Below are 13,413 nucleotides of genomic sequence, written 5' to 3'. Positions count from 1 at the left end.
CCGGATGGGTTGGCATAACAACAAGGAGACAATCCAAGATGAAACAAGCAAGACTCACCGGGGTATGCGCTGCAACCCTTCTGGCTCTGGGTGGTTTGGGGACGGCTCAGGCATCGGTATTGGAAAAGACTGACGTGCAGTTTGGCGGCTATCTCAAGGCCGATATCATGTTCAGCGATTACAGTAATGGCGCGCCCGACTCCAACAACGTCTCACGCCAGTTCTATGTGCCCGGCGCCATCTATGGGGTAGATGGCAACGGCAATCAGGTGACCGACTTCCAGGCGCGGGAAACCCGTTTTAACTTCAAGACGGTAACAGATCTCGACGGCCACACTCTCACCGGCTTTATTGAGCTGGACTTCATGACTCATACCGATGGTGATGAGCGGGTATCCAACAGCTATTCACCGCGCATTCGTCACGCCTTTATCAGCTATGACAACTGGACCATAGGCCAGACCTGGACCACCTTTATGAACCCGGGGGCACTGCCAGAAAACCTTGATTTTGTGGGTGCCACCGAAGGGACTCCCTTTGCCCGTCAGGCGCAGCTGAGATACAGCAATGGTGGCTTTCAAATCGCCATTGAAAACCCGGAAACTACCATTACTCCCTATGGCGGTGGCAGCCGGATCACCAGTGGCAATGGGGTGATGCCGGATCTTATCGCCCGTTATAACTTCAAGACCTCTGGCGGCGCCAGTTTCTCTGTGATGGGGATGCTGAGGCAGCTCGAGCTTGAGACCCGTATCGCCAATCAGGATATAGACAGCACTGAGCTCGGCTATGGCGCCAGCGTGGCCGGGATCATTCCTGTGGGCCGTGATGATATCCGTTTCACCGCCACCTATGGCGAAGGCCTGGGCCGCTATGTGGCGCTGAACTTTGCCAATGGCGCGGTACTGGACAACAACAACGACCTGCAGGCAATAGAATCCTACTCAGGCTTTGTGTCTTATCGTCATTGGTGGAACGAGCAGTGGCGATCAAGCTTTACCTTGTCTGCTTTCAGCGCCGATAACGATGTGTCTCTGACCGGAGGCAGCGCCAATAAGGAATCCTATTCAGGTTATATCAATCTGCTTTACTCGCCGGTGAAGGCACTGACCTTTGGGGTAGAGTATATGTATGCCAAGAACGAACGGGAAAATGGCACAGATGGTGAGCTTAACCGGGTCACCTTCTCGGCCAAATACGTGCTCTAACCCTTGTTGCGACCGGGAGCTGTGACTCCCTACTTGTGACTCCCTATTTATACTCTTAGCCAAGCCACCTCAGGGTGGCTTGCTTTTTTACTCTGGCCCTAAATATCAGGCAATTGTGAAATCTGCCTCAAAGGTTTAGGGGCTGTAATGAATGACATGGTTCCCCTTCATTGCAAATTCCGGTCATAGAGGTTCATCAACGCCAGAAGCAGGCAATGGCCCATTATGTTGGTTATCGTTGCGCTGAGCTTGCCAAACACTAATTCGCTATTCATGCCATTGATAACATTTGAGAAGTCATTCTTCACATGTTAATGCTTCGGGGTCAACTGGAGAGGTACCTGAAATGTATGAGCGGCTTACGTCGGTAACCCGTTTAAGCCGATTCTGGGGCAAGCTGAAAGTAAAAAAATGCCCCTCCAGGAGGGGCAATAGGAGGAAGTAAGCTTTTACTCTGTACGGTTGAGTCGCGACTCAATCAGAGTATCAATCACGGCTGGGTCGGCCAGAGTTGATGCATCTCCAAGGTTGGTTATCTCGTTGGCGGCAATCTTGCGCAGGAAGCGGCGCATGATCTTGCCGGAGCGGGTCTTGGGCAGACCACCGGCAAACTGGATAAGATCAGGGGTCGCCAGGGCGCCAATCTCTTTGCGCACCCATTGTCTCAACTGTTGTCTCAGCTCTTCGGTGGCTTCTATGCCCTTGGTCAGCGTGACATAGGCGTAGATCCCCTGGCCCTTGATGTCATGGGGGTAACCCACAACCGCAGCCTCGGCCACCAGATCGTGCGCCACCAGTGCGCTTTCAATCTCGGCGGTACCCAGACGATGACCGGAGACGTTAATCACGTCATCGACCCGACCTGTGATCCAGTAGTAGCCGTCTTCGTCACGGCGGGCACCGTCACCGGTGAAATACATGCCGCGGAAGGTTTTGAAGTAGGTCAGGGCAAAGCGTTCATGATCACCGTAAACCGTGCGCATCTGTCCCGGCCAGGAATCCAGCATCACCAGGTTGCCCTCGGTAGCGCCTTCCAGAATATTGCCCATGTTGTCTACCAGCGCAGGTTGCACCCCGAAGAAGGGACGGGTGGCCGAGCCTGGCTTGGTATCCGTGGCACCGGGCAGCGGACTGATAAGAATGCCGCCGGTTTCGGTTTGCCACCAGGTATCGACAATCGGGCAATGCTCATGACCTATGACCTCGTGATACCAGCGCCAGGCCTCAGGGTTGATGGGTTCGCCCACAGAGCCCATGATCCGCAGCGAGCTGCCGTCAAACTGGTCAAACTGCTCCTTGCCTTCGGCCATCAGGGCGCGGATAAGCGTGGGGGCCGTGTAGAGTATGTTGACCTGGTGGCGGTCAATCATCTCGCCCAGGCGGGCAGGGCTTGGGTAGTTGGGCACACCTTCGTGAATAAGCACTGTGGCGCCATTGGCCAGCGGGCCGTAAATCATATAGCTGTGGCCGGTGATCCAGCCCACATCTGCGGTGCACCAGTAGACTTCGCCCTGCTTGTAGTCGAACACATATTCGTGGGTCATGGAGGCGTACACCATGTAGCCGCCCGTGGTGTGCAGTACACCCTTGGGGTTACCGGTAGAGCCTGAGGTGTAGAGCAGGAACAAGGGATCCTCGGCGCCCATTTCTTCCACTTCGCAATGCTCGGAAGCGGTTTCGGTCAGCGATTCCCACCAGACATCACGACCATCGACCCAGTTGATATCATTGCCGGTGCGTTTGAGCACTATCACCTTCTCAACCGTGGTGACATCCGGATGGGCCAGCGCCTCGTCGATATTGCGCTTGAGTGGGATGGCCCGGCCACCACGCAGACCTTCGTCTGCGGTCAAAATTACCTTGGAGCGGCCATCTATGATACGTGAAGCGATGGAATCCGGGGAAAAACCACCGAATACCACGGAATGCACGGCGCCGATGCGGGCGCAGGCCAGCATGGCGATGGCGGCTTCCGGCACCATGGGCATATACATGGTGACCACGTCACCGCGGCGCACGCCCTGGCTCTTGAGGGCGTTGGCAAATTTGCACACTTCTGTGTGCAGCTGGCTGTAGCTCAGGGTGCGTTGATCTTTGGCATCATCGCCTTCCCAGATGATGGCGGTTTGGTCGCCGAGTTTTTCCAGATGGCGGTCGAGGCAGTTGGCCGAGGCGTTCAGTGTGCCGTCGTAGAACCAGTTGATGGACAGGTTGTGATCGTCAAATGAGGTTTTCTTGACCTTGGTATAGGGCTTGATCCAGTCGATACGTTTTCCATGTTCACGCCAGAAACCTTCGGGGTTAACCACGGACTCCTGGTACATTTTCTTATATTTTTCATCATTTACCAGTGCATTGGCCGCAATTGCTGCGGGCACTTTATAAAGAGACTGAGTGCTCATTTGGCTTCCCTTTGTTTTTGTCATGCGTGAGCCAAAGTATGGGATGCTTGCCGGTGCCGTCTCTATTAGACATTGGTCTAGTTCTGAAAAAATGTTATTTATTAACCGGTTATTGCGTTTAAAACGAACAGCTTGAAGTGCTTGAGCCGGCGCCGTGCCGCCTGAAAACGCCGGGTTTCTGCCTCTGCAAAGTAAGGGAACATGAACGCAGGCCAAGGCAGCGGTTCATCAAAGCCATTGGCTGGTGTAATCTAGCCGGGATAACAACAGTCGCCGACGGATACGGCGACAATAAAGAGAACCCTATGAATCTGACCCTTTTTGTGGCGGTGATCGCCGTCTGTTATGTTTGTTTGCTGTTTCTGCTTGCCTGGGGCGCGGAGCGTTGGTTCAGTGGTGTCACCCGCAGGTTGCAGAAATGGATCTACGCCCTCAGCCTGGCGGTGTATTGCTCTTCCTGGAGTTTTCTCGGCACGGTTGGCCAGTCGGCCAATGACTTTTGGTCCTATCTGCATATCTTTATCGGCCCCATCATCATTTTTACCCTGGGCTTTGGCATGCTGCGCAAAATGGTGGTGGTGTCCAAGGCGCAAAATATCACCTCGGTGGCCGACTTTATCGCCGCCCGCTACGGCAAGTCGCAGCCGCTGGCGGTGATCATCACTCTCATTGCCCTGTTCGGCATCATGCCCTATATCGCGCTGCAGCTGAAAGCCATGGTATTCAGCCTAAGCCTGTTCCAAAGCCCGGATGATCCGCTCGATGGCGCCAAAGTCGCGCTTATCATCGCCGTGCTGCTGGCCATCTTTGCCATCCTCTTCGGCACCCGCAAACTGGATGCCACCGAGCATAACCCGGGGATGATGCTGGCTATCGCCTTTGAATCCTTGGTGAAACTGGCCGCCTTTGTGTTGGTGGGCGGCATAGTGGTCTTCGGGGTATTCGGCGGCTTTGGCGACCTCTGGAGCCAGGCCAGCGCCAAGGGCGTAATAGTCAATCCCAATCTAAGGCTCGAAGCGCTGATGCCCGAGCTGATAGTCGGCATGGCGGCTTTTCTCTGTATGCCGCGCCAGTTCCACGTCATGGTGGTCGAGGCAGAAGGCGAGCAGACACTGTCCAAGGCGCGCTGGTTGTTCCCTCTCTATATCGGCCTGTTCGGCTTGTTTGTCGGGCCGCTGGCACTGGCGGGCAAGGTGCTGCTCGGCGACAGTGTCTCTGCCGATACCTATGTGATCAATCTGCCGCTGGCGCTGGACGCACCTTGGCTGGCGATAGTGGCGCTGCTGGGAACCCTCTCGGCCGCCACCGGTATGGTGATAGTGGCTGTGGTGACCATCAGTGTGATGATAAGCAACGAGTGGCTGGTGCCGGTACTCTTGCGTACCGGGCAGATCCGTCGCAAGAACTTCAGCCAGTTTTCCCAGCAACTGCTCTATGCCAGACGTCTCTCCATCGCGCTGATCCTGGCTTTCGGGTATTTCAGTTACCTGAGCTTTGAGAGCAGTGATTCCCTGTCCAACCTGGGCATGCTGTCTTTCGGCGCCTTTGCCCAGTTGGCACCGGCCTTGGTGGGCGGGCTCTACTGGAAACATGGCAATCGCGCCGGGGTGTTTCTCGGCATGGCGGCGGGCTTTGGTCTATGGGGCTTTTTGCTGCTCAAGGGCTCGGGCGCTTGGGAAGGCGTGCTGGCAGGTCAATTTGAACTGTTAAAGGCGCTTAAGCCCAATGTCAACGATACCCTGTTGGCACTCGGCGCCAACCTGATTGGCTATATCGGCGGCTCTATCTGGCTGCGCGCCGGCTTGGTGGAGCGTATTCAGGCCAGCGCCTTTGTCACCCCGGGTGAACTCAAAAACACAGGCAATCGCAAGACAGGCCCCATCAGTCAGCAGGACTTGCTTATCCTGGCTAGCCGCTTTGTCAGCCCGACCCGGGCCTATGAGAGTTTCTCGCGCTTTTCTGCCGATGCGGTGCGCAGCGACAGCTGGCACAAGACCGCATCACCCGAGCTTATTGCCCATACCGAGCACATGCTGGCCGGGGTGCTGGGGGCTTCCAGCGCCTCTTTGGTGATGGACTCAGTGTTGCAGGGGCGGGATCTGGCCCTCGATGAAGTCTTCAGCCTGGTGGATGAGGCCTCATCGAAGATTATTCTCAGTCAGGACATGCTGCGCGCCGCCATAGAACACGCCTACGAGGGTATGAGCGTGGTGGACAAAGATCTCAACCTGGTGGCCTGGAACTACCGCTATGTAGAGCTTTACGACTATCCGGAGGATTTCCTGCAACCGGGAATGCCCATCAGCGAGGTGATACGTTTCAATGCCTCCCGCGGCTACTGCGGCCCGGGGGATGTGAATGAGCATGTCGAGCGCCGGGTACAGCATATGCGTAACGGCACCGCCCACAGCTCAGAGCGGCGCAGGCGCGATGGCAAGGTGATCAAGATTCAAGGCAATCCCATGCCGGACGGCGGTTTTGTGATGACCTTTACCGACATTACCCAATATCGTGAGCAGCAACAGGCGCTGGAGCAGGTCAACGAAACCCTGGAGGCCAGAGTCAAGGAGCGCACCTATGAGCTGGCGCTGCTCAACAGCAAGCTGCTCGAAGCCAAGGCCCAGGAGGAGATGGCCAACGCTTCCAAGAGCCGTTTTCTGGCGGCGGTGGGGCATGACTTAATGCAGCCGCTCAATGCGGCCAGGCTGTTTACCGCCTCTTTGAGTCAGTATCCCGGGCTGGACAGGGAAGGGCGACTGACCCTCTCCCATGTCAACAGCTCACTGAAAACCGCCGGTGAACTGCTGACCGATCTTTTGGATATCTCCAAGCTGGATTCCGGCATGGTGGAGGTAAAACGGCGCGACTTTGCCATCTCCGAAGTGCTCAACGCCCTGGCGGTGGAGTTTGAGGCAATGGCCAAAGACTGCCAGATCCGCTTTGCCATGATGCCCTGCAGCCTGACGGTCAATTCAGACCCTTCACTGCTGCGGCGGGTGCTGCAGAACTTTCTCACCAACGCCTATCGCTATGCCAAGGGCGGGCGGGTGCTGATGGGCTGTCGCCGCCGCGGCAGTGAGCTTGAGGTGCAGGTGCTGGATACCGGCTGCGGCATTGAAGCCGGGCAGCTTAGGGAGATATTTCACGAGTTCAAGCGCCTGGATAACCCCCATTCCAACAGCGTCAACGGCCTGGGGCTTGGGCTGGCGATAGCCGACAGAATAAGCAAGGTGCTGGAGCATGATATCCGTGTATCTTCGGTACAGGGCAAGGGCTCTGTATTTGCCATTCGGGTGCCGCTTGGGGCCACTGTCAGCGTGCCGCAACCCAAGGCCATCTCTGCTGTGTTGCAGCCGCTCGCCGGGGTCAAGGTGCTGTGTATCGACAACGAAGAGGCTATCCTCGCCGGGCTCGAAAGCCTGTTGAGCCGCTGGCAGTGCGAGGTGATCTGCGCCCGGGATCTGAGTGATGCCAGGATCAAGCTGGGGCTCAACGGGGTGGCGCCGGATATCATGCTGGCGGATTATCATCTGGATAAGGGCCAAAACGGCGTCGATGCCATGGATGAGCTCAGGGCGCTGTATGGGCAACATCTGCCCGGCATTTTGATCACCGCCAATACCCGTAAGGATCTGGTGGAGGATGTCGAGCGCCGCGGTTACCACTATATGGCCAAGATGATTAAACCGGCGGCGCTCAGGGCCTTGATCTCCAGCCTGGTGAAGAAGGCGTAATTTAAAAGCTCAGTGAAATAGCCTTTGGAAACGGGGCCTGATTTATCGGCGATAGATCAGGCCCTGTATTTTAGCGGGTGACTTCTGTCTGTGTCTGCGTCAGTGTCTGTGCTTGCGCCAGAACCCCGGCGTATCCGGCCGCTCGCCAAGGGCGATAAGCCAGGCCGTAGCTCAAGGTCGCCATGGTCCAACCGATAAGGGCGCTGGCGATATCGTGGGATAAAAAGTGGGCGCCGCGAAACTCCTGACACAGACTGAACACGGCGCCTATCAGCAATACCGCGCCGAGTAACTTAAAGCGCCATTTCGGCTTCAAGACCAACGCCAGATAATAAAGTCCCACCCAGGCAAAGGCGCCGCTGGAGTGGCCGCCGGGGAAACACTGGCCCAATTCAGTGTCAACGCTCAGGCTCATGGGGAAGGGCAGATAAGGCTGCTGGCCACCAAATAAACTGAGATCCCAGGGACAGGCGACATTGGTCATGCTCTTGCCGATACGCACCAAAAGCACGGTTGCCAGGGCGCTTATAAACAGCATCAGCAAGGGCCGGCGCCAGCGCTTCATTGAGGCTTTGAAACTGCTTAAAACCAGGGTCGACAGCAACACAACTGCCGCCAGCACCACCAGATCCCGTCCTCCTGTGTGCAGCAGTTTGTCTGCGACAAAGGCATGGCGCCAGGGCCAGGCCGTGTTGGTGCCCTCAAATGCCAACATCCACTGTGCCAGCAGCAGGTCGGCATTAGTGATGTGCAGCAAGATAAGCACGCCAAGCCCTACCGATAACGGCAACAGCAGATGATGTTTGAACCAGTGTTGAAAACTCAGCGGGTGGCTTGCAATGGGCATTGTGATTCCTGTGGCATAGTGCGAGTTGAGACAGAGTCGCAGCTGAGATCTGCGAAATAAAAAGCCTGAAAAAGTGGGCGTTGAATTCATGGCCCGGCTGGTGGATAGGCATTATTTTGGCCGGCTCAGATTAAGGTCTGCTTAAGGCCGGGGACTTTTGTCTCATTCGCCCGGAATGGCGTATTGCAATGAGTTGAAACAAAACCTTTTTTGCGTATTTTTTTACCACTGGTTATGTTACAGGGGTAGCTCTGCTATGGCGCTGGTTAAGTTGCGGTTTTGGCGGGGGATCCCCACAGGTTTGCTGGTATTCAAATACAAGGAACAGGAATGAAGCTCAATAAACTCTTTTGGCTGACGGCCCTTGCGCTAGGCAGCCCCAATTTGCTGGCTGCCGAGGCCAAACTCCTGCGGGAGCCGGATCTTCGCGGTGATACTCTGGTGTTTTCCTACGCCAAGGATATCTGGAAAGTGTCGCTCAAGGGCGGCGAGGCGGTGCGCCTCACCAGTTTCCAGGGGCAGGAGATGCAACCCAAGCTGTCGCCGGACGGCAAATGGGTGGCCTTTACCGGCGACTATGAGGGCAATCAGGATATCTACCTGCTGCCGATTGCCGGTGGCGAGCCCAAACGCCTGACCTTCCACCCGGATGTGGATCAACTGGTGGGCTGGAGCCCGGACAGCAAGTCGGTATTGCTGCGATCCGGCAGGGCCAATGCCCCGAGGGGCTGGCAGCAGCTGTTTACCCTGTCCATCGAGGGCGGCAATCCCAAGCCTTTACCCATGAACCGCGCCTTTGACGGCAGTTTCTCTGCCGATGGCAAGCAGCTGGTTTACCGCCGCGCCGGTCTTTGGGATCCGGGCTGGCGTAACTACCGCGGCGGCCAGAATCAGCCGCTCAGGTTGATTTCGCTCGATAGCCTGGAGGAAAAAGATCTGCCCTGGGACAACACCCAGGATCTCGAGCCCCAGTGGCACGGCGACTATATCTATTTCCTCTCCAACCGCTCTCAGGTCACCAATATCTTTCGGGTAGCGGTCAAGGGCGGCGAGCCGGAACAGGTGACTCATTACCGGGATGCCGATGTCAAAGGCTTTACCATGGATAACGACACTCTGGTATACGAATACCGCGGTGAGCTGGTGAAAAAATCGCTGGCCAACACCAATTCCAACGACAAGGATGAGGCACTGGCCATCAGCCTGCATGCCGATTTCCCCTGGGTGCGGCCACGCTTTGAAGAGGTTGAAAAGCAGATAGAGTCGGCAGCCATTTCGCCTACCGGTAAGCGTGCCCTGTTTGTGGCCCGCGGCGATGTATTTACCGTGCCCGTGGAGCACGGCGATGCCCGTAATCTTACTGAAAGCTCAGACAGCCGCGAAGTGGGTGCCGCCTGGTCCAACGGCGGCAAACAGCTGGCCTGGTTCTCCGACAAGAGCGGGGAATATCGCCTGGTGATAGCCGATCAACTCGGCAAGCCGCAGCAAGAGATCAAACTGGCCGAAAAAGGCTTCTATAGCGGGCTTATCTGGTCGCCCGATGATAAACAGCTGGTGTTCAGCGATCAGCGCCAGCAACTCTGGCTGGCAGACTTGTCCAAGGGTAAGGCGCAGGTTATCGACAGCCAGCCGGTAGTGAATCCCGACTGGGAAATGGCCCCCAGCTGGTCGCCTGACAGCCGTTATCTGGCCTACAGCAAGCAGGATGACAGCTTCTTCCGCAGTCTCTACCTGTTCGATACCCGCAATAATCAGAGCAACAGAATTACCCAGGGCATGGCCGATGTGCGTTACCCAGTGTGGGACAGCGCCGGCGACAAGCTCTATTTTGCCGCCAGTACCGACTATGGCCCTCACGCCGCCTGGTTGGATATGACCTCGGTTGCCTTCACCCCGACTTACGGCCTCTACACCATGCTGCTCAATACCCGCACCGAGGCGCCCATGCTGCCAAGAAGCGACGAGGAAGAGGGCAGCACTGAAGAGGAGTCCAAAGGCTCAGATGCGCCACCTGCGGTGCGAATCGATCTCAACGGTATAGCGCAGCGGGTGCTGCCTCTGGGTGAGAGCGGTAAAATCCACAGCCTGAGCGCCGGTAAGCCAGGTGAGCTGTTCTATATGCAGGACTTGGATGAAACCACAGAGCTTCGCAAGTACAGCACTGAGGAACGTAAGGCCGATACCCTGGCCGGTGATGTGGATGAGTATCATCTGAGCCACGACGGCGAGAGCCTGCTGGTGAAAATCGGCGACAACTGGCAGCAATTTGCCGGCGCCGCGCCCATGGGGGACGATGCCAAGACCCTCAACGTCAAGCTGACGGCCCGTATCGATCCCAAGGCCGAATGGCAGCAAATCTTCCGCGAAGCCTGGCGCTTCCAGCGCGATTACTTCTATGTCAGTAATCTGCACGGCGCCGATTGGGACGCGGTATACAAGGAGTTCCAGCCACTGGTCGCCCATGTGCGCCACGGCGCCGATATGACCTATCTGCTCGATAACATGGGCGCCGAAACCTCTGTGGGCCACTCCTTTACCAATGATGGCGATCTGCCGGAAATTGCCGACAACCGCACCGGTCTGCTCGGCGCTGATATTGAGGCGACCGACAAGGGTTACCGCTTCAGCCGCATCTATCGCGGCGAAAACTGGTATCCGGCGGACCAAGGCAGTGCGCCGCTGGCCCTCTATCCCCAGGTTAAGGCGGGCCAGTATCTGCTGGCAGTCAACGGCAAGCCGCTGGATAACAAGGCCAACTTCTATCAGGCCTTCCAGGGGACTCTCGGTAAACAGACCCGTCTCAGTATCAGCCCGGATGGCAGCGACAAAAAAGCCTTCGAAGTGACTGTGGTGCCAACGGCCAGCGAACAGGCATTGAGACGTAACGCCTGGGTCGAGGATAACCGCAAGCGGGTGGATGAAGCTTCCGGTGGCAAACTGGCCTATGTCTGGGTTCCGGACACGGGCGAGAACGGTTTCAGCTACTTCAACCGCTACTTCTTCGCCCAGAATCAGCGCCAGGGCGTGATCATAGATGAGCGCTTCAACCACGGCGGTTACATTGCCGAGTACATCATAGATGTGCTGCGCCGCGAGCGTAACGGCTACTTCAATAACCAGATGGCCGGCGATCACCCCATGACCAGCCCGGGCAGCGGTATCTGGGGGCCCAAGGTAATGCTGATCAACGAAGTCTCCGGCTCGGGCGGCGACATGCTGCCTTATATGTTCCGCTATTACCAAGTGGGCAAACTGGTGGGTAAACGCACCTGGGGTGGCCTGGTCGGCATCTGGGGTGTGCCTTCCCTGATGGATGGCGGCCATATCACGGCGCCGCGTAGCGGTTTCTTCAGTATCGACGGCCAGTGGCGGGTCGAGAACGAAGGTGTGGCCCCGGATGTGGAAGTCGAGCAGTGGACCAAGGACACAGCCAAAGGCATAGATCCTCAGCTGGAAAAGGCCATCGCTATTGCCTTGGATGAGCTGAAATCTGCTGCGCCGGTGAAGCTGCCACAGCCCGCCGATCCTGTGCGGGTGCCTCAGGTGAAATAACCCTGTGACATGGCTAGGATGAAATAGCTCAGGGGAAAATAGCCCAATAACTTGCGCCGCTTGCCTTAGTCTTACAGGCAAGCGGCGCTATTTATTAGGAAACTATCAAAACTCAGCCAATTATTTTGTAAAAAATAACCAAGACAGGCTTTTATGGCTTTTGTCAAAAACTTGACCTATGACTAATTGTTTTCACAAACAGTACTGAGTATTGTGTAACTATTTCAGGTGCTTATCTTTAGCCTTTACTTAAGCTGGAAGCTGTTGCATTTTTCTGTTTTCAGCGGAATTCAGGGACGAACAGCATTCGCGCCCGTGCGGTAGCCATGAGGGTTACTCAGCTTTTGTAGAACGCTTGCTCATCGAATCAAGATAGTAGCTATGATTAACTAGGCACTTCAAATCAGTTGATCTAAAGGGCTTACAGTTCCGGCATAGTGCTGGCCAAGCACATGTGTGTATATTTGGGTTGTTTTCAGATCATTGTGCCCCAACAGCTCTTGGACGCTTCTGATGTCTCGGCCAGCCTGCAACAGATGAGTCGCGAAGGAATGCCTGAAGGTATGGCATGTGACCCTTTTCGCAATACCTGACTTGATTACTGCGGCGCTGAGGGCTTTCCGAATGACGCTTTGATGTAAATGGTGTCTACACATAGTCTGTGTGTAAGGGTGTTGGCTAATGGCCGTTGAGGGGAAAACAAACATCCATCCCGGACGTCTATATGCAGAGGGATACTTACGCTCCAGAGCGTAGGGTAAAGATGGGCCAATTCCTCTTTCGTTATCACGCGACTGTAAAGTATGAGCTTGTTCCATAAACACAGGTAATTGAGATGCACAGCGTTGGCTTAATATCGTCTGCCTGTCTTTACGTCCTTTACCGTCCCGTATGATTAAGGCCAATTGAACGAGATCAATATCCTGGATCCGTAACCTAAGGCATTCAGATACTCTGAGTCCACTGCCATAGAGTAATTCAATGATCAACCTGTCACGCCCGCACAACTGCTGAAGGATGAGCTTGATTTCATCCGGGTGCAATACTGTTGGGAGTTGTCGTTGCTTACTGGCGTAACGAAAACCTAAGTTGCCAAGTTCTTGATGCAAGTGCTTGTGATATAAGTAAACTAATGCATTCAACGCCATCTTTTGGGTATTGATTGCCACATTACGTTGGTTGGCAATGTAACTCAAAAACTGGCCAACTTCGTTCGTTCCCATAGTCTCTGGGTGGCGTTTATCGTGAAATAGAATAAAAGCCTTGATCCAATAGAGATAGGCTTTCTCAGTCTTAACACTGTAACCGCGCATCCGCATGGTTTCCCGAACAGAAGTTAAAAAAGGACTTGGACTGGTCATTGCGAGCATCTGGATACTGTTTTTTTATACAGTATTATTGAGATTTTGACAAAATGCCCAGAAATTTGGAGATAATTTTGCGCGTTATTTCTGCAATATCACAAAAAATAACTTAAAATTCATAAAGATATAAAACCATTTTGGTAGATAATAGGTTTGGAAACCGCGCATGCGCGTTTTGCTGCAAGGGATATTCGGGCTAAACTCTATTATATTTAACTAATACAAAGAGATAGCGATGCGCGTTTACACTCCTCCGATGACTAAAACGCGCATGCGCACTATACAGCTGTTATGTGAATGGAGATT

At 55.0% G+C, this 13,413-nt stretch carries 6 protein-coding genes; 3 read left to right on the top strand and 3 right to left on the bottom strand.

The window, feature by feature from the left end:
* Positions 1-38 precede the first annotated feature (38 nt).
* Positions 39-1,208, top strand: a complete 1,170-nt coding sequence (locus ACWAU4_RS12805) for a DcaP family trimeric outer membrane transporter (protein ID WP_101096795.1) — start codon at positions 39-41, stop codon at positions 1,206-1,208.
* A 449-nt stretch (positions 1,209-1,657) separates the two neighbouring features.
* On the opposite strand, the gene acs is transcribed toward ACWAU4_RS12805, so the two are convergent.
* Positions 1,658-3,610, bottom strand: coding sequence for an acetate--CoA ligase (gene acs / locus ACWAU4_RS12800; protein WP_044734647.1), 1,953 nt, complete (start codon positions 3,608-3,610; stop codon positions 1,658-1,660).
* Positions 3,611-3,915: 305 nt separating this feature from the next.
* On the opposite strand from acs, the gene ACWAU4_RS12795 reads away from it, so the two are divergent.
* Positions 3,916-7,344: a hybrid sensor histidine kinase/response regulator gene (locus ACWAU4_RS12795; protein ID WP_454290292.1), complete on the top strand. Its 3,429-nt coding sequence runs from the start codon at positions 3,916-3,918 to the stop codon at positions 7,342-7,344.
* A 70-nt stretch (positions 7,345-7,414) separates the two neighbouring features.
* Here the strand turns inward: ACWAU4_RS12795 and ACWAU4_RS12790 are convergent, their stop codons facing one another.
* Positions 7,415-8,191, bottom strand: a complete 777-nt coding sequence (locus ACWAU4_RS12790) for a phosphatase PAP2 family protein (RefSeq protein ID WP_186298649.1) — start codon at positions 8,189-8,191, stop codon at positions 7,415-7,417.
* A 330-nt stretch (positions 8,192-8,521) separates the two neighbouring features.
* On the opposite strand from ACWAU4_RS12790, the gene ACWAU4_RS12785 reads away from it, so the two are divergent.
* The gene (locus ACWAU4_RS12785) at positions 8,522-11,743 is read left to right on the top strand and encodes a S41 family peptidase (RefSeq protein WP_208124816.1); all 3,222 of its coding nucleotides are present in this window, start codon (positions 8,522-8,524) and stop codon (positions 11,741-11,743) included.
* Positions 11,744-12,141: 398 nt separating this feature from the next.
* Here the strand turns inward: ACWAU4_RS12785 and ACWAU4_RS12780 are convergent, their stop codons facing one another.
* Positions 12,142-13,104, bottom strand: coding sequence for an integron integrase (locus ACWAU4_RS12780; RefSeq protein WP_025890107.1), 963 nt, complete (start codon positions 13,102-13,104; stop codon positions 12,142-12,144).
* Positions 13,105-13,413: the final 309 nt, after the last annotated feature.

It is taken from the genome of Shewanella sp. FeAMO, from assembly GCF_053653955.1.
This window is presented reverse-complemented; position numbering and strand designations above follow the sequence as displayed.